Origin of the sequence: Kosakonia quasisacchari (assembly GCF_004331415.1) — a bacterium.
Lineage (GTDB): Bacteria > Pseudomonadota > Gammaproteobacteria > Enterobacterales > Enterobacteriaceae > Kosakonia > Kosakonia quasisacchari.
The window spans coordinates 58,368-75,200 of record NZ_SJOP01000006.1 but is presented as its reverse complement, the minus strand read 5'-3'; the positions used below and the strand labels follow the sequence as shown (position 1 = coordinate 75,200).

The following is a 16,833-nucleotide window of genomic DNA, read 5'->3' as shown; positions in this document are numbered from 1 at the left end:
GCCTGGGCGTCTGAGGGTTAAAACAGGCTCTGCGCGTGCGCTTGATCACAATATCAATTGAATCAATGCGTTTTGAATCTATAACTCGCGGAAATTACTCACGATATTCCGGGTTTTAGAATCCTTTGAACTTGCGTTCTCTGTTTGTGAAACGTCGTTTTAAAATATTTTATTGAGTTTTAAATTGGCGTCATTCGATTAATTCGTGAAATGTGATCGGAGTCGAAACGATGTTTCAATTAAGTGAGGTGGGTGTCATTTTTGTCGAAAAACAGCGGGTTTATAGCCAATAAGCGAGACGATTTACGAAACAGCCTAACGCATTAAATATTGCTAAATGAAATCATATGATACTTAAACGATTATCCGGCGAACTATTTTTATGGGTCTATAAATAAAAACGCCCCCCTAATTATGGGAGGCGTAAAATATTTTAGGGCGCGATCAACGTTTTAAAAAATCTTCACGTACTGGTGTAAAGGTATCGAGCAGCGTACCGGCCTTCAGACACACACATCCGTGCATAATGTGCGGTTCCTTATAAAGTGTATCGCCTGCGGTGACGATATGTTTCTCATCACCAATGGTAAATTCGAACTCGCCGGATAAGACGTAAGTAAGTTGTTCATGAGGATGGTTGTGCATTGGGCCGATGGCGCCTTGTTCGAACATGACTTCGACCGCCATCATTTTGCCGTCATGGGCAAGAATACGGCGGCTAACGCCGTTGCCCAGATCATCAAGCTGAGTGTCTTTATGGAAGATAAACATCGGAGTGTCCTGTAGTAGGTATCGTTAGTGATGAAGATAGAGTAAATGATGAAACGTTGTTTCAAAATAACTTATCTCAGCGTTCTATAAAAATAAACGCGAGGCCAGAGAAGTTGAAAGTCGATCACAACTTTGATTGACTGAGCGCTAAACCAGACGGAGACAAGCGATGAAAACGATAGGACTGCTGGGCGGTATGAGCTGGGAATCAACCGTTCCTTATTACCGCCTGATTAATGAGGGTGTGAAAGCCCGCCTCGGCGGCTTGCACTCCGCCAGCTTGCTTCTGCACAGCCTGGATTTCCATGAAATTGAAACCTGCCAGGCAACAGCACAGTGGCACAAAGCCGGCGAGATCTTAGCCCAGGCGGCGGCGGGTCTGGAGCAGGCAGGCGCACAGGCGATTGTGCTGTGTACCAACACCATGCACAAAGTCGCCGGACAAATTGAAGAGCGTTGCCATATTCCGTTCCTGCACATTGCAGACGCGACCGGGCGGGCGATTGAAAACGCAGGCATGCGCAATGTCGCGTTGCTGGGCACTCGCTACACCATGGAACAGGATTTTTATCGTGGCCGCCTGGAAAAACAGTTTGGCATCGAAACCTCCGTGCCAGGCCCGGAAGAGCGCGAGCGCATTAACGACATCATCTTTAGTGAGCTGTGTATGGGGACATTTACCGATGAGTCTCGCTACTATTTTGTCAATTTAATCAAAAAATTGGCTGGCGAAGGCGCAGAAGGGGTCATTTTTGGTTGTACCGAAATCGGCCTGCTGCTACCAGAAACCCATTGCCCGATTAAGGTGTTTGATACGGCGGCGCTGCATGCCGCCGATGCGGTGGACTTTATGCTCTCTTAAGATTCGTCCAGCATGGCAGCCAGCGGCCCGCTGACTAGCGGCATGGCTGCCTGTAAATGGGCGGTAAACGCCTCGACCAGCGCGGAAGCGGGGCGATGCAGTGGGCGGATCAGGCTCACCGTAAACGGTACATCAATACTGAAACGACGCACCGCGACGCCGCTGGCCGCGTAATCCAGTGCCGTCAGCGGGTTAACCACCGAAATTCCCACCCCGGCGCGCACCATCGCGCACACCGAGGCGGCGCTGTGCGTTTCCAGCACCATGCGTCGCTTCACCTGATGCTCATTAAATAGCGCGTCCAGCAACTGCCGGTAGCTGTCGGAGCGTGACAAACTGATGTAATTCTCACCCTGAAAATCTGCCGGTGTTAACACCGCTTTGCGTGCTAGCGGATGATCCTGCGGCATCACGCAGACTTCATTGCAGGTGAGCAGTGGGGTGCGCTCGGTGCCTGCCGGGGTGCTGAGCGTTTCGGTTAAGCCCAGATCGTGGCGCTGCGCTGACAGCCACTCCTCCAGCAACGGCGACTCCTGCGGCACGATATTCAGGCTGACATCCGGGTAGCGCGCCATAAACGGCTGCAGCAGCAGTGGTAAAAATGATTGTGAGAACACCGGCAGACACGCGATGGAAAGCTCCCCCTGGCGGAACTCTCGCAGGCTTTCGGCGGCGCTGACAATTCGGTCCAGCCCGTACCAGGAACGCTGCACCTCTTCAAATAACCGCAAGCCTTGCACCGTCGGTTGTAAACGCCCACGCGTGCGCTCGAACAGTTTCAGCCCCAGCACTTTTTCAAAGCGTGCCAGCTCACGGCTCACCGTCGGTTGCGAGGTATGCAGCAGCGCGGCGGCTTCCGTCAGATTGCCGGCGGTCATCACGGCGTGAAAGATTTCGATATGGCGCAGATTGACAGCGGGCATGGGCGGGATCCGGTTTCAGAACGTTATCCATATCATTTTTGCATAGAGTTGCGATAAAACGATATTTTTTATTCTCTTCGCGCTGTGGCGTAATCAGTAAAAATTTTGTTGCCCGGAGTCATCATGCCACGCTCATTACACCAGACTGAAACCGACCTTAACGCCGCAAATCTGCTGCGCTTACCTGCTGAATTTGGCTGCCCGGTATGGGTTTATGACGCGCAAATCATTCGCGCACAAATCGCCAAACTGCGCGCGTTCGACGTGGTGCGTTTTGCGCAAAAAGCCTGTTCGAACATTCATATTCTGCGCTTGATGCGCGAGCAGGGCGTGAAAGTCGATTCCGTTTCGCTGGGGGAGATCGAACGTGCGCTGGCAGCGGGTTACGATCCGCAAACGCACCCGGACGATATCGTTTTTACCGCCGATGTGCTGGACGACGCGACCATCGCGCGGGTGAGCGAACTGGGTATTGCGGTGAACGCCGGTTCGGTGGATATGCTGGAGCAGCTTGGCGCGGTCTCGCCGGGCCATCGCGTGTGGTTACGCGTTAACCCAGGTTTTGGTCACGGCCACAGCCAAAAAACCAATACTGGCGGCGAAAACAGCAAACATGGTATCTGGTACAGCGATCTGGCGGATGCGCTGGCGGTGATGCAGCGCTACCAGTTGAAACTGGCGGGCATTCATATGCATATCGGTTCCGGCGTGGATTATGGCCATCTGGAGCAAGTGTGTGGTGCAATGGTGCGCCAGGTGGTCGATTTCGGCCAGGATCTGCAGGCAATTTCCGCAGGCGGCGGTCTGTCGATTCCCTACCACGAAGGGGAAGAGCCGGTGGACACCGCGCATTATTACGGGCTGTGGAACGCGGCGCGCGAGCAAATCGCCAAACATCTGGGACACGCGGTGAAGCTGGAGATCGAACCGGGGCGCTTCCTGGTGGCGGAATCTGGCGTGCTGGTTTCGCAAGTGCGCAGTGTGAAAAACATGGGCAGCCGTCACTTTGTGCTGATCGACGCCGGTTTTAACGATCTGATGCGCCCGGCGATGTACGGCAGTTACCACCACATTACCGCGCTGGCCGCCGATGGGCGCGATCTTCGTCATGCGCCACTGATTGATACCGTGGTTGCCGGACCGCTGTGTGAATCCGGCGATGTCTTTACTCAGCAAGAGGGCGGGAAAGTGGAAACCCGCGCGCTACCGGAAGTGAAAGCCGGGGATTATCTGGTGCTGCATGATACCGGCGCGTATGGTGCCTCGATGTCATCGAACTACAACAGCCGCCCGCTGCTGCCGGAAGTCTTATTTGATAACGGTGTCGCGCGGTTGATTCGCCGCCGCCAGACCATCGAAGAACTGATCGGTCTGGAGCTGCTCTAAGCCTTGCTGGTCGGTCCCGCTGCCACTGATTCACGCAATACCAGCGTGCCGGTAAACGGTGGGATCGCCGCGATCTGTTCGTTGTTCACCAGTTTGATCGCCTGATCAATCGCGGTGGTGATCATGTTATCGATCGGTAAATAGACCGTCGATAGCCCCGGCTCCAGCCAGCGGGCGCTCGGCGCGTCATCAAAGCCGAACAGCGAAATATCCTGCGGAATACGCAAACCCGCCTGCCATATAGCCTTTGAGGCGCCCAGCGCCATATCGTCGTTACACGCAAACAGCGCGCTGAACGTTACCCCTTCCTGCAACATCTGCTGGCACAGCTCATACCCGCGCGTCATGGTGGAGTCACCGTATTTCACTTTTGCCGGATCCCAGCGAATGCCGTGCTTTTCCAGCGCCTTGCGATAACCCATCAACCGCGCTTTACCGGTCGGCGTGTGGATGGGTGCGGTGATGCAGGCAATATCCCGGTGATGCTGTGTGATCAGGTAATCCACCGCCTGGAAGGCCGCGTCCTGCTGCTCGAAGAACACGCATTTGTCGTGCGCCTGGAATAGCTCGCGGTTGATAACGATCAGCGGCATTGGTGTGGCATCAATAAGCGTTAAGATCGCCTTTTCACTCATAAACCGGGTGTAAAGGATAATGGCGTCGCAGCGCCTGTCTGCCAGCATCTGCACCGCCAGCTCTTCCCGCTCTGGCGTATCGTGACCGTCGGTGACAATTAACTGTTTGCCGTGCAATTCCGCCTGGCGTGACGCCTGCTGCAATAAGCGGCCAAAATAAAAACCGTCAAAACTGGATACCACCAGGCCAATGCTGTTGCTGGTGCGGTTTGCCAGCGAGCGGGCAAGAAAGTTGGGCCGATAGTCCAGCTCTTCCATCGCCTTAAAAACCTGAATGCGGGTGCTCTCTTTTACCTGACCCGTACCGTTCAGCACGCGGGAAACCGTTGCTTTTGAAACGCCCGCGCGCAATGAGACATCCAGCATTGTGACCATGACGAGTTCTCGTTTCGCGTAATGAAACGCAGTTTACCACACTCATTTCACGGGTTAAGGCCAGCCGTTACGGTTTGCGCTAAGTGTCGAAAATCCCTGCTAACGGTAAGGTGGTATGCCAATGTTGGCTTTCGTCTCGTTTTGGAATACCAGAATGCGGGTTGCGAGCCTCGTCACAGAACTTTCTCCTATGTATGGCTATTTTTGGTATGCCAAATGGGACTGTGCTGTATCCCTGCATCGATAAAAAAGCCCCTTTACTGAGGTGTTAACTCATGGCTCTACAAGAAAAACTCATCGATTCTCTGGGTAGTTTTGCGACAAAGTTCAACAGCTATCGCTATATCATGGCGATCAAAGCTTCGTTTATTACCCTGATGCCGGTGATCATCGTCGGCGCATTTTCCGTCCTGATCTCCAATATGGTGCTGGATCCGAAAAACGGCCTCGCCAGCTTCCAGTCACTCTCCTTTCTCGCGGCGTTAAAGCCGATCACCAGTGCGATTAACTACGCCACGCTGAACTTTCTCAACATTGGCGCGGTGTTCTTAATCGGTATTGAACTCGGGCGTATCAACGGTATTAAGACGCTGTTTCCCGGTTTACTGGCGGTGATATGTTTTATCTGCGTCACGCCAACCACCGTAGAAATGCTGGTAGACGGGCAGATGCACGTGGTGAAAGACGTGCTGCTGCGCCAGTTCTCCGATACCCGTAGCCTGTTCCTCGGCATGTTTATCGCTATTTTGTCGGTGGAAATTTACTGCTGGCTGGAAAACCGCGATGGGCTGAAGATCAAAATGCCGGACACCGTGCCGCCCAACGTTTCTGCTTCGTTTTCGGCCCTGATCCCGGCGATCATCACCACTACGGTAATTGCCACCTTCGGTTTTGTTTTCCACCAGGTGACCGGCATGTACCTGTATGACGCCGTTTACCAGGTGGTGCAACAGCCGCTGGAGCGCGTGGTGCAAAGCCTGCCCGGTATTTTGCTGCTGATGTTTGTGGCGCAACTGTTCTGGGTTATCGGTATCCACGGTAACCAGATGATTAAGCCTATCCGCGAACCGCTGCTGCTGGGCGCGATCACCGTTAATATGAGCGCCTTTGAGCAGGGCAAAGAGGTGCCGAACATCATCACCATGCCGTTCTGGGATGTGTATATGAGTATCGGTGGCTCGGGTTTAACCATCGGCTTGCTGATTGCGGTGATGATCGCCACCAAGCGTAAAGAGATGAAAGAGATCGCCAAACTCTCCATCGGGCCAGGAGTATTTAATATTAACGAGCCGGTTATTTTCGGCATGCCGATCATGCTTAACCCGATTCTCGCGATCCCGTTTATCATCACCCCGCTGGTAACCGGCTCGATCGGTTATTTCGCCACGGTGACTGGCTTTGCCGGCAAAGCGGTGGTGATGGTGCCGTGGACGACGCCGCCATTGATCAACGCCTGGCTGTCGACCGCCGGTTCAATGGGTGCGGTGGTGACGCAGCTTATCTGCATTATTACTTCCGTCATTATCTATCTGCCGTTTGTGAAAATTGCCTCTCGCCGCGCCGAACAAGCGCAACTACAAGCCGAAGCCTCTAACAACGCCTGAGGATGTAATGAGCAAGAAAACTATTGCCATACCGCCGTCGTTTATCCTGGGCGCGGCGGCCTCAGCCTGGCAAACCGAAGGCTGGGTCGACAAACGGGAGGGCCAGGATTCCTGGCCCGATCTCTGGTACAAAAACGATCGTCACGTCTGGCACGACGGTTACGGCCCGGCAGTGGCGACCAATTTCTACCAGCGTTTTCGTGACGATGTGCAACTGATGAAACAGGCGGGGCTGACTCACTATCGCACGTCAATCAACTGGTCGCGCTTTCTTACTGATTATGAAAACGGCGTGGTCGATGAACGCTATGCCGCGTATTACGACGAACTGTTTGACGAGATGCAGCGCCACGGCATTGTGCCGATGATCTGCCTGGAACATTACGAACTGCCGGGTTATTTGCTGGAAACCTACGGCGGCTGGGCGTCAAAAAAAGTGGTTGAGCTGTATCTGCTGTATGTCGAAAAGGTGTTTGAGCGTTTTCACCATAAAGTTACCCGCTGGTTCACCTTCAACGAGCCGATTGTGGTGCAAACCCGCGTTTACCTGGATGCGCTGCGCTGGCCTTATGAGCAGAACACCGGAACCTGGATGCAGTGGAATCACCATAAAAACCTTGCTACCGCGAAAGTGGTGAAGCTGTTTCGCGAGAAGGGTTATCAAGGCACCGTGGGCTGCATTCTCAACCCGGAAGTGACTTACCCGCGTTCACGCGCGGCGCACGATGTGCTGGCCGCCGAGCGCTACGATCTGTTCTATAACCGCATCTTTCTTGACCCAATGGTGAAAGGCCACTATCCACCGGAGTTGTTCCAGTTGCTGGAAAAACACCAGGTGCAGTGGGATTACAGCGAGGAAGAGCTGGCGATCATTCGTGACAACACCGTTGATGAACTCGGTATTAACCTCTATTACCCGCATCGTGTAAAAGCGCCGTCGCGCGCCTGGCACCCGGAAACGCCTTTCCACCCGGCCTACTACTACGAGCCTTTTGAGTTGCCGGGCAGAAAAATGAACAAATCGCGCGGCTGGGAGATCCTGCCGGAGATCATTTATGACATGGCGATGCGCATCAAAAACGACTACGGCAACATTCCGTGGTTTGTTGCAGAAAGCGGCATGGGTATTGAGAACGAAGGGCAGTTTCGCAACGCGGCGGGCACCATTGAGGACGATTACCGCATTGATTTTATTGCCGCACATTTATACCAAACGCTGCGCGCCAGAGAAGCGGGCGCGAACTGCCAGGGTTACATGTTGTGGGCGTTTACCGATAACGTCTCGCCAATGAACGCGTTTAAAAACCGCTATGGCCTGATTGAGATCGACCTGCAAAACAACCGCGACCGCCGGCTGAAAAAGTCTGCCGCCTGGTTTCGCAAGCTGGGCGATGAACGCCAGCTTACCCTGACTATTGATGACGAATGGAAATAAGGAGCCACCATGAAACGTATTGTGTTGTGCTGCTCCGCCGGGATGTCCACATCGCTGGTGGTGACCAAAATGGAAAAAGTGGCGGCGGAGCGCGGCCTTGAGCTGAAGATCTACGCCATTGCAGAGCAATCCCTGCGCGACGAGCTGCAAAGCTACGCCGCCGAGATAACCGCTGTACTGCTGGGGCCACAGGTGCGCTTTAAGCTGGCGGAAAATAAAAAACTGACCGACGAATACGGCATTCCGATTGATGTGATCGATTCGGTGGCTTACGGCACCTTAAACGGCGCGAAAGTTCTCGATCAGGCGCTGGCTTTGGTAAGATAGCGCCGACAGGCCGGGGCGCGCCCGGCCTGAGCGATAACTCAGACTTGCAGGTGATATTGTGGAGAAGGCCGTCGTCCCGCCGGAAAAAAAACAGTACCAGGAGATTGGCGAAGATTTACGCGAGCAGATAATCCAGGGGCATTACCCCGTGGGTTCCCGTCTGCCGCCGGAGCGCAATATCGCCGAAAAATATGGCGTTAGCCGCACCATCGTGCGTGAAGCATTGCTGATGCTGGAGTTGCAAGGCACGGTGGATATTCGCCAGGGTTCCGGTGTTTATGTGATGCGTATTCCGCAGGAGCATGAAAACGAAGAGGAGCGCTTTTTAAGTAGCGATGTTGGCCCGTTTGAGATCTTACAGGCGCGACAACTGCTGGAGAGTAATATCGCCGCTTTTGCCGCCAAAATGGCGACGCGCGCGGATATCGATAATCTTCGGCGCATTCTTGAGCAAGAGCAGCGCGCCATTGCGATGAATGACACCTCGCAGGACAACAGCAAAATGTTCCACCTGGTGCTGGCTGGCGCATCGCAAAACCAAATGCTGTTGGCGACGGTGGAGAGTATCTGGCACCACATGGACAGCAGCCCGCTGTGGCAACAATTCAACGTGCATATTGCCAGCCGCCCGTATCGCCTGAAATGGCTGGGCGACCGGCAGACTCTGCTGGCAGCGCTGCGCCGTCGCGATGTGATGGGCGCATGGCAAGCCATGTGGCAGCACCTCGAAAATGTCAAAAAGAGCCTGCTGGAGCTTTCCGATGAAGATGCGCCAGACTTTGATGGCTACCTGTTTGAGTCGGTACCGATTTTCCAAGGAAAGATCGTATGAAGATTATTCCCCTTTACGAAGCGCCACACTTCGAAGAGCAGGTGGTGGACTGGTTATGGCATGAGTTTGGCGATTCGCTGCCGCGTGATTTCTTCGCCAGTATCATCGCCCACAGCCAGCGGCCGGGGCAGTTGCCGCTGACTTATGTCCTGGTTGACGATGATCAACTGCTGGGAACCGTCGGGCTGTGGCGCTGCGATTTGATAAGCCGCCAGGATCTGTTTCCGTGGCTGGCGGCGTTATATGTGAAAGAGAGCGCTCGCGGGCAGGGGCTTGCCGGGCAGTTACAGCGCCATGTTATCGAGCAGGCGAAAGCGATGGGTTTTCAGGAGCTGCATCTTTACTCGGCGTGTCGTGATTTTTACGAGCGTTTTGGCTGGCGCTACATCGGCGACGGTCTTGAGTATCCGGACAAGACCGTGCACTTGTACCGCTACTCTTGCAGCGCAATCACCGAATGACGGCGCACCAGCGTTGGATTGAAAAGGTAAGTGATTTCCGGCAGCGGGCGGTTTTCCGCCAACGCCAGCGCCAATTCGGCGGCTTGTGTTGCCATGGTGACAATCGGGTAGCGCACGGTAGTTAAGCGCGGGCGAACATAGCGCGATACCAACACATCATCGAAGCCAATCAGTGAAATCTCACGTGGCACATCAATGCCATTGTCATTCAGCACGCCCATGGCACCCGCGGCCATGGAATCGTTATAACAGGCGACGGCGGTAAAGTTACGCCCGCGACCGAGCAACTCGGTCATCGCCTGTTCGCCGCCGCTCTCATCCGGCTCGGCAAACGTCACCAGCCGATCGTTACAGGGCAAACCATTCTCTTTCAGCGCATCGTAATATCCTTGCAAGCGGTCTTCCGCATCAGAAATCGCGTGGTTGGAGCAGAGATAGGCAATGCGCGTATGGCCTTGCTGGATCAGATGGCGCGTTGCCAGCCAGGCACCGTAACGGTCATCCAGAGCCACACAGCGTTGTTCAAAACCCGGCAAAATGCGGTTGATTAACACCATGCCCGGCATCTGTTTCATCAGCGAGGCGAGTTCATCGTCAGGAAGGGTTTTGGCGTGAACGACCAGCGCCGCGCAGCGGTGGCGAATAAGTTGCTCAATGGCTTTACGCTCTTTCTCTTCGTTATGGTAGCCGTTGCCAATCAGCAAGAAATTCCCGGTAGCGGAGGCGACCTGTTCAACAGCCTTCACCATTGCACCGAAAAAAGGGTCCGACACGTCGCCCACCACCAGACCCACGGTTTCGGTGGACTGTTGCGCCAGCGCGCGGGCATTAGCGTTCGGGTGGTAATTGAGCGCATCCATTGCGCTTTGCACCGCCTGGCGCGAGGTTTCGCTCGCTTTTGGCGAGTCGTTAATCACGCGGGAAACCGTTGCGACCGAAACTCCTGCCAGCCGCGCGACATCTTTGATAGTCGCCATCACGCACCTTCCTTTGGGTAAGCGTTTACACGCTGCATAGTGTTACGGAAAAGCGACGTGTAATCAAGGAAGCTACCCGGCAGGTATCTGCAAACGTGAGCTGACGCGAAGGAAATCAGTGAAAACGTTACACGTGGGAAATTGCAAAGTAATTCAGGCACAATCTTTAGTTACACTTTGCGAAGGGCTGTTTCGATTGTCCGCTGGTGGCGGGTATCCCCCCGTGACAGAGTAGAACTCCCAGAGGTATTGATAGGTGAGCGCAACCCCCAGGGTTGCACACTCGAATTACACCAACCTGCGCAGATGCGCAGGTTTTTTTTTACCTTTAGTCTGTAACAGTAATCGCGAATGGACACACCTCGTTTCACTTCGGCTCACTCTCTTGCTTTTTCCCACTGGTGAGGCGCGGTGCCGCACGCGACAATCAAGGTCCCAGAGGTATTGATTGGTGATTTATTCGGTACGCTTTTCGTACTCATTTCTTGCACCAACCTGCGCGGACGCGCAGGTTTTTTTTCGCCCGCGTTTTAACCCGCCGCACTTCTCATGTAATCTGCCACAATTTGAAGATAACCTGCTTAATTGACTGGCAAAAGGAGTTGAAATGCTACTGGGTTTTTTCCGCGGTCTGTTCCGTGTGTTGTTTCGCGTACAACTGACCGGCAACATGCAGGCGCTGCACGGCGAACGCGTGCTTATCACCCCTAACCATGTCTCTTTTATTGATGGCATTTTGCTGGCGTTATTTCTGCCAGTGCGCCCGGTTTTCGCGGTCTACACCTCCATCAGCAGCCAGTGGTACATGCGCTGGATAAGCTCGATTATTGATTTTGTGCCGTTGGATCCGACCAAGCCGATGTCGATTAAACATCTGGTGCGGTTAGTGGAACAGGGCCGCCCGGTAGTGATTTTCCCGGAAGGCCGTATTTCTGTTTCCGGCTCATTAATGAAAATTTACGACGGTGCAGGTTTCGTGGCGGCAAAATCAGGCGCGACGGTGATCCCACTGCGTATTGATGGTGCGGAGCTAACTTACTTCAGCCGCCTCAAAGGGCTGGTAAAACAGCGCCTGTTCCCACGTATTACGTTGCATATTCTGCCGCCTACACATCTACCGATGCCGGATGCGCCGCGTGCGCGCGACCGTCGCAAGCTGGCGGGCGAGATGCTGCATCAAATTATGATGGAAGCGCGTATGGCCGTGCGCCCACGCGAAACCCTGTTTGAAGCGTTGCTTTCTGCAAAGCATCGCTATGGCTCTAATAAGCACTGTGTTGAAGACATCAATTTCACACCGGATAGTTACCGCAAGCTGCTGACCAAATCGCTGTTTGTTGCCCGTATCCTGGATAAATACAGCGCGCCGGGTGAGAAAATCGGCCTGATGTTGCCAAATGCCGGCATCAGCGCGGCGGTGATTTTCGGCGCGATTGCGCGTGCGCGCATCCCGGCGATGATGAACTACACCGCCGGCATGAAAGGGTTGAGTAGTGCGATTACCGCAGCGCAGATTAAAACCATCTTCACATCCCGTACTTTTATGGATAAAGGCAAGCTGTGGCATCTGCCGGAGCAACTCACACAGGTACGCTGGGTTTATCTGGAAGATTTAAAAGGCGATGTCACCTGGGAAGACAAGGTGTGGATTTTCCGCCATCTGCTGACGCCATTAAAAGCGCAACTGCCGCAAAAACCGGAAGACCCGGCACTGATCCTCTTCACCTCAGGTTCAGAGGGCAATCCGAAGGGCGTGGTGCATAGCCATAAAAGCCTACTGACCAACGTTGAGCAGATTAAAACCATCGCTGATTTTACCGCCAATGACCGCTTCATGTCGGCGCTGCCGCTATTCCATTCGTTTGGCTTAACGGTGGGGTTATTCACGCCGTTATTCACCGGCGCGGAGGTGTTCCTTTATCCGAGCCCGTTGCACTACCGCATTGTTCCTGAACTGGTGTATGACCGTAACTGCACCGTGCTGTTTGGCACCTCGACGTTCCTTGGCAATTATGCGCGTTTTGCCAACCCGTATGACTTCTTCCGCTTGCGCTATGTGGTTGCCGGTGCTGAAAAATTGCAGGACAGCACCCGCCAGCTGTGGCAGGACAAATTCGGCCTGCGCATCCTTGAAGGTTATGGCGTGACCGAGTGTGCGCCAGTGGTTTCTATCAACGTACCGATGGCAGCAAAACCGGGTACCGTCGGGCGGATTTTACCTGGCATGGATGCGCGGTTAATGGCGGTGCCGGGCATTGAAGACGGTGGTCGCCTGCAATTGAAAGGGCCCAACGTGATGACCGGTTATCTGCGGGTGGAAAATCCCGGCGTGCTGGAAGCGCCCACGGCGGAAAATATCAACGGCGAAATGGAAGCGGGCTGGTATGACACCGGTGATATTGTCCGTTTTGATGAGCAAGGCTTTGTGCAGATTCAGGGGCGGGCGAAGCGTTTTGCCAAAATCGCCGGGGAGATGATCTCGCTGGAGATTGTCGAACAACTGGCGCTGGCGGTTTCGCCGGAGAAACTGCATGCCACGGTGGTCAAGAGCGATGCCAGCAAAGGCGAGGCGCTGGTGATGTTCACCACCGACAGCGAGTTGACGCGCGATAAGCTGCAACAGCAGGCGCGTGCACAGGGTGTGCCGGAACTTGCCGTGCCGCGCGATATTCGCTTCCTGAAACAGTTGCCCGTGCTGGGCAGCGGCAAACCTGATTTTGTGACCCTGAAAAGCATGATTGAAGAGGCGGAGTCGACACATGCATGAGTCAGTAAGCACTAGCTCCTCGCTGTGGTCGCGCGGGATGATGGCGGTGATTGCCGCGCAGTTTCTCTCGGCGTTTGGCGACAACGCGCTGCTCTTCGCCACGCTGGCGTTGCTGAAAGCGGAGTTTTATCCCGACTGGAGCCAGCCGATTTTGCAGATGGTGTTTGTGGGCGCTTACATTCTTTTCGCACCCTTTGTTGGACAGATCGCCGACAGCTTCGCCAAAGGCCGGGTGATGATGTTCGCCAACGGCCTGAAACTGGTTGGCGCGGCGAGTATTTGCATCGGCATCAATCCGTTTGTCGGTTATCTGTTAGTCGGCATTGGTGCGGCAGCCTATTCCCCGGCGAAGTACGGCATTCTTGGCGAAATCACCACCGGCGATAAACTGGTGAAAGCGAATGGTTTGATGGAATCGTCGACCATCGCCGCCATTTTACTCGGCTCGATGGCTGGCGGTGTGCTGGCCGACTGGCATGTGCTGGTAGCACTCGGCGTTTGTGCGCTGGTGTACGCGGGCGCGGTGATCGCCAATCTGCTGATCCCGAAGCTGCCTGCTGCGCGTCCGGGGCAATCCTGGCGCTTTACACCGATGACGTCCAGCTTCTTCAACGCCTGCAAAAGCCTGTGGCGCAACGGTGAAACGCGCTTTTCGCTGGTCGGGACTAGTCTGTTCTGGGGCGCGGGCGTGACGCTGCGTTTCCTGCTGGTGCTGTGGGTGCCAGTGGCGCTTGGGATCACCGATAACGCGACGCCTACGTATCTTAACGCGATGGTCGCCGTCGGAATTGTGGCCGGTGCCGGGCTGGCGGCGAAGCTGGTGACACTGGAAACCGTGGCGCGTTGTATGCCTGCTGGCATTCTCATTGGCGTGGCGGTGGTGCTGTTTTCATTGCAACATGCATTACTGCCTGCTTACGGCGTGCTGATGTTGATCGGCATGTTGGGCGGTTTCTTTGTGGTGCCGCTGAATGCGCTGTTGCAAGCGATTGGCAAAGAGTCGGTTGGCGCGGGCAATGCGATCGCGGTGCAGAACCTCGGCGAAAACATGGCCATGTTGTTGATGCTGGGCCTGTACTCGTTGGCGGTGAAAGCGGGCGTACCGGTAATTGGCACTGGCGTGGGCTTTGGGGTTATTTTCGCGCTGGCAATTACGGCGCTGTGGATCTGGCAGCGCCGCCGTTAACCGTTACGGTGCCGGGTAGGTGTAAACCTGATGCACTGCTTCGATCTCAGCCAGAATCTCTGCGCTGAGATCGAGATGGAAGCTTTCCACGTTGGTTTTCAGTTGCTCCATCGTCGTTGCGCCCAGCAGGGTGCTGGCGACGAAAGGCTGACGCCGCACGAAAGCTAGCGCCATTTGCGCCGGATCCAGATTGTGGCGCTTCGCAATCTCCACATACGCCGCGACGGCTTTTTGCGACTGCTCACTGCTGTAACGCGTAAAGCGGCTAAACAGGATGTTGCGCGCGCCAGCGGGTTTCGCACCGTTGAGATATTTACCGGTTAGCGTACCAAACGCCAGACACGAGTAAGCGAGCAGCTCGACACCTTCATATTGGCTCACTTCCGCCAGACCCACTTCAAAGCTGCGGTTTAACAAGCTGTACGGGTTCTGAATCGTCACGATGCGTGGCAACTCATGTTTCTCGGCCAGTTGCAGATAACGCATTACGCCAAACGCCGTTTCGTTTGAAACGCCGATATAGCGGATTTTCCCGGCACGCTGGCATTCGGTCAGCGCCTCCAGCGTTTCCAGCAGCGTCACCACCGGCGCACTATCAACCCAGCTGTAACCCAGTTTGCCGAAGCAGTTGGTCGGGCGCTGTGGCCAGTGTACCTGGTAAAGATCGAGGTAATCGGTTTGCAGACGTTTTAAGCTGTCGTCCAGTGCCACGCGGATGTTTTTGCGATCCAACGCCTGATTCGGGCGAATACCGCTGTCATTGTTGCGGCTGGGGCCACTGACTTTGGAGGCGATAACCAGCTTCTCACGGTTACCGCGTTTTGCCAGCCAGTTGCCGACATAGGTTTCCGTCAAACCCTGCGTTTCCGGACGTGGCGGAACAGGGTACATCTCTGCAACGTCAATCAGGTTGATGCCCTGGCTGACGGCGTAATCGAGCTGTGCATGGGCGTCGGCTTCGCTGTTTTGTTCACCAAACGTCATAGTGCCCAGCCCCAGGGTGCTTATTTCAAGCGAACTGTGGGGGATACGGTGATACTGCATAGCCGGCTTCCTTAAAAGTACAACGTCAGTTGACCTGACAAAGGAATATAAACATGGCAGAGGGGAGTAAAAAGGGAAAGCGAAAAATCAAATAAAGGCCAGCAGGTGACTGACCTTTATAACAATTTCTTAGCGTTCAATAATCTGGGATACGTCATCGCGGTTAATCTGCATCTTATTGCCCTGCTGATCGCGGTAGCTGACCAGCCCGGTATCATCGTCAATTTCCGGCTTACCGTCCGTCAGGATCATCCTGCCGTCTTTTGTCGCCATCACATAATCACTGCTGCATCCGGAAACGGCGAAAGCCAACCCCACTGCGGAAATAATCACTGCCCATTTCTTCATCATTCTGATCCTCTGGTGGCATGCGTCTGACAACAAGTTTAGTAATAACGTGCTGTTTGGCGATGAAAAAGCAGGATAATCTGAAAAAAGTTGTTAAAGACAGATGAAAGATAAAAAACGCTTCCCCGGTTGAGGAAGCGTTTTGTTTACAGCGGATTCTTCTTATTTCGCATCAGGTTGAGCGTTTCAACCGCGATGGAGAAGAACATAGCGAAGTAGATGTAACCTTTCGGTACATGAATGGAGACGCTTTCCAGAATCAGCGTAAAACCGACGAGGATCAAAAACGACAGCGCCAGCATTTTGACAGACGGGTGGCGATCAACAAACTCGCCAATCGGACGCGCGGCAAACATCATCACGCCAACGGCGATAACTACTGCCGCCATCATAATGAACAGATGATCGGACAGCCCCACCGCCGTGATCACCGAGTCGAGACTGAAGATAATATCGAGCAGCATAATCTGCACAATCGCGCCAAGGAAGGAATGCACATTAGTCTTCAATCCTTCCTCTTCCCCTTCGATCGATTCGTGGATCTCTTTACTCGCTTTCCAGATAAGGAACAGACCACCAAGGAATAAGATCAGATCGCGGGCAGAAACGCTGTGATCAAACACGCTGAACAGCGGGTGTGTCAGCCTTGTTACCCACGCAATGGATGCCAGCAGTAACAGCCGCATGATCATCGCCGCAGCCAGACCTAACCGACGTGCGTGATTACGCTGCGCGGTAGGTAGCTTCGCAACCACCAGAGAGAGGAAAATAATGTTGTCGATCCCTAAAACGATCTCCAGCAGCGTCAGCGTACCGAGCGCGAGCCAGGCGTTGGGATCGGTTACCCATGCAAATAACATCTCTATAAAGTCCTGCCAAAAAAAGAAGCGCCAATTATAA

Annotated in this window: 16 protein-coding genes; 9 read left to right on the top strand and 7 right to left on the bottom strand. The window is 54.2% G+C overall.

The window, feature by feature from the left end:
• Positions 1–444: 444 nt before the first annotated feature.
• The gene (locus tag E0L21_RS08180) at positions 445–771 is read right to left on the bottom strand and encodes a cupin domain-containing protein (RefSeq protein ID WP_017457668.1); all 327 of its coding nucleotides are present in this window, start codon (positions 769–771) and stop codon (positions 445–447) included.
• Positions 772–940: 169 nt separating this feature from the next.
• On the opposite strand from E0L21_RS08180, the gene E0L21_RS08175 reads away from it, so the two are divergent.
• Positions 941–1,633 carry an aspartate/glutamate racemase gene (locus E0L21_RS08175; protein WP_131408385.1) on the top strand — a complete coding sequence of 231 codons (693 nt, stop codon included), beginning with the start codon at positions 941–943 and terminating at the stop codon, positions 1,631–1,633.
• Here the strand turns inward: E0L21_RS08175 and E0L21_RS08170 are convergent.
• Positions 1,630–2,556, bottom strand: coding sequence for a LysR family transcriptional regulator (locus E0L21_RS08170; RefSeq protein ID WP_131408383.1), 927 nt, complete (start codon positions 2,554–2,556; stop codon positions 1,630–1,632). The genes E0L21_RS08175 and E0L21_RS08170 overlap by 4 nt on opposite strands.
• Positions 2,557–2,679: 123 nt before the next feature.
• On the opposite strand from E0L21_RS08170, the gene lysA reads away from it, so the two are divergent.
• A complete protein-coding gene (gene lysA / locus E0L21_RS08165; RefSeq protein ID WP_131408381.1) occupies positions 2,680–3,942 on the top strand; it encodes a diaminopimelate decarboxylase in 1,263 nt (420 codons plus the stop codon).
• Here lysA and E0L21_RS08160 read toward each other — a convergent pair.
• A complete protein-coding gene (locus E0L21_RS08160) occupies positions 3,939–4,952 on the bottom strand; it encodes a LacI family DNA-binding transcriptional regulator (protein ID WP_131408379.1) in 1,014 nt (337 codons plus the stop codon). The genes lysA and E0L21_RS08160 overlap by 4 nt on opposite strands.
• A 275-nt stretch (positions 4,953–5,227) precedes the next feature.
• On the opposite strand from E0L21_RS08160, the gene E0L21_RS08155 reads away from it, so the two are divergent.
• The 5 genes from E0L21_RS08155 to E0L21_RS08135 are packed head-to-tail and all read left to right on the top strand — an operon-like array spanning position 5,228 to position 9,611.
• Positions 5,228–6,556 (top strand): PTS sugar transporter subunit IIC, encoded by a 1,329-nt coding sequence (locus E0L21_RS08155; RefSeq protein WP_131408377.1) that lies wholly within the window; start codon positions 5,228–5,230, stop codon positions 6,554–6,556.
• A 7-nt stretch (positions 6,557–6,563) separates the two neighbouring features.
• Positions 6,564–7,991, top strand: coding sequence for a glycoside hydrolase family 1 protein (locus E0L21_RS08150; protein WP_131408375.1), 1,428 nt, complete (start codon positions 6,564–6,566; stop codon positions 7,989–7,991).
• Positions 7,992–8,000: 9 nt separating this feature from the next.
• Positions 8,001–8,318, top strand: coding sequence for a PTS sugar transporter subunit IIB (locus E0L21_RS08145; protein WP_131408373.1), 318 nt, complete (start codon positions 8,001–8,003; stop codon positions 8,316–8,318).
• 58 nt (positions 8,319–8,376) lie between these two features.
• Positions 8,377–9,150 (top strand): GntR family transcriptional regulator, encoded by a 774-nt coding sequence (locus tag E0L21_RS08140; RefSeq protein ID WP_065370137.1) that lies wholly within the window; start codon positions 8,377–8,379, stop codon positions 9,148–9,150.
• Positions 9,147–9,611, top strand: a complete 465-nt coding sequence (locus E0L21_RS08135; RefSeq protein ID WP_131408371.1) for a GNAT family N-acetyltransferase — start codon at positions 9,147–9,149, stop codon at positions 9,609–9,611. The genes E0L21_RS08140 and E0L21_RS08135 overlap by 4 nt, the downstream gene beginning before the upstream one ends.
• Here E0L21_RS08135 and galR read toward each other — a convergent pair.
• Entirely contained in the window at positions 9,584–10,588 is a 1,005-nt protein-coding gene (gene galR, locus E0L21_RS08130) for an HTH-type transcriptional regulator GalR (protein WP_131408369.1), read from the bottom strand. The genes E0L21_RS08135 and galR overlap by 28 nt on opposite strands.
• Before the next feature lie 607 nt (positions 10,589–11,195).
• Between galR and aas the strand changes: the two genes are divergently transcribed.
• Together aas and lplT are read left to right on the top strand one after the other, a co-directional pair.
• Positions 11,196–13,355 (top strand): bifunctional acyl-ACP--phospholipid O-acyltransferase/long-chain-fatty-acid--ACP ligase, encoded by a 2,160-nt coding sequence (aas, locus tag E0L21_RS08120; RefSeq protein ID WP_131408365.1) that lies wholly within the window; start codon positions 11,196–11,198, stop codon positions 13,353–13,355.
• A complete protein-coding gene (gene lplT, locus E0L21_RS08115) occupies positions 13,348–14,541 on the top strand; it encodes a lysophospholipid transporter LplT (RefSeq protein WP_131408363.1) in 1,194 nt (397 codons plus the stop codon). Before aas ends, lplT begins: the two co-directional genes overlap by 8 nt.
• A gap of 3 nt (positions 14,542–14,544) precedes the next feature.
• Here the strand turns inward: lplT and E0L21_RS08110 are convergent, their stop codons facing one another.
• The 3 genes from E0L21_RS08110 to E0L21_RS08100 all read right to left on the bottom strand — a co-directional run bounded on the left by E0L21_RS08110 (position 14,545) and on the right by E0L21_RS08100 (position 16,793).
• Positions 14,545–15,585 carry an NADP(H)-dependent aldo-keto reductase gene (locus E0L21_RS08110; protein ID WP_131408361.1) on the bottom strand — a complete coding sequence of 347 codons (1,041 nt, stop codon included), beginning with the start codon at positions 15,583–15,585 and terminating at the stop codon, positions 14,545–14,547.
• 129 nt (positions 15,586–15,714) lie between these two features.
• Complete coding sequence (gene ygdR / locus E0L21_RS08105; protein ID WP_007370351.1) at positions 15,715–15,933, bottom strand: lipoprotein YgdR; 219 nt, start codon at positions 15,931–15,933, stop codon at positions 15,715–15,717.
• A gap of 146 nt (positions 15,934–16,079) precedes the next feature.
• A complete protein-coding gene (locus E0L21_RS08100) occupies positions 16,080–16,793 on the bottom strand; it encodes a TerC family protein (protein WP_131408359.1) in 714 nt (237 codons plus the stop codon).
• Positions 16,794–16,833: the final 40 nt, after the last annotated feature.

Excerpts from the sequence above, each read along its gene's own strand:
- E0L21_RS08180 (WP_017457668.1), bottom strand. The coding sequence starts at position 771 with ATGTTTATCTTCCATAAAGACACTCAGCTTGATGATCTGGGCAACGGC.
- E0L21_RS08175 (WP_131408385.1), top strand. The coding sequence starts at position 941 with ATGAAAACGATAGGACTGCTGGGCGGTATGAGCTGGGAATCAACCGTT.
- E0L21_RS08170 (WP_131408383.1), bottom strand. The coding sequence starts at position 2,556 with ATGCCCGCTGTCAATCTGCGCCATATCGAAATCTTTCACGCCGTGATG.
- lysA (WP_131408381.1), top strand. The coding sequence starts at position 2,680 with ATGCCACGCTCATTACACCAGACTGAAACCGACCTTAACGCCGCAAAT.
- E0L21_RS08160 (WP_131408379.1), bottom strand. The coding sequence starts at position 4,952 with ATGGTCACAATGCTGGATGTCTCATTGCGCGCGGGCGTTTCAAAAGCA.
- E0L21_RS08155 (WP_131408377.1), top strand. The coding sequence starts at position 5,228 with ATGGCTCTACAAGAAAAACTCATCGATTCTCTGGGTAGTTTTGCGACA.
- E0L21_RS08150 (WP_131408375.1), top strand. The coding sequence starts at position 6,564 with ATGAGCAAGAAAACTATTGCCATACCGCCGTCGTTTATCCTGGGCGCG.
- E0L21_RS08145 (WP_131408373.1), top strand. The coding sequence starts at position 8,001 with ATGAAACGTATTGTGTTGTGCTGCTCCGCCGGGATGTCCACATCGCTG.
- E0L21_RS08135 (WP_131408371.1), top strand. The coding sequence starts at position 9,147 with ATGAAGATTATTCCCCTTTACGAAGCGCCACACTTCGAAGAGCAGGTG.
- galR (WP_131408369.1), bottom strand. The coding sequence starts at position 10,588 with ATGGCGACTATCAAAGATGTCGCGCGGCTGGCAGGAGTTTCGGTCGCA.
- aas (WP_131408365.1), top strand. The coding sequence starts at position 11,196 with ATGCTACTGGGTTTTTTCCGCGGTCTGTTCCGTGTGTTGTTTCGCGTA.
- lplT (WP_131408363.1), top strand. The coding sequence starts at position 13,348 with ATGCATGAGTCAGTAAGCACTAGCTCCTCGCTGTGGTCGCGCGGGATG.
- E0L21_RS08110 (WP_131408361.1), bottom strand. The coding sequence starts at position 15,585 with ATGCAGTATCACCGTATCCCCCACAGTTCGCTTGAAATAAGCACCCTG.
- ygdR (WP_007370351.1), bottom strand. The coding sequence starts at position 15,933 with ATGAAGAAATGGGCAGTGATTATTTCCGCAGTGGGGTTGGCTTTCGCC.
- E0L21_RS08100 (WP_131408359.1), bottom strand. The coding sequence starts at position 16,793 with ATGTTATTTGCATGGGTAACCGATCCCAACGCCTGGCTCGCGCTCGGT.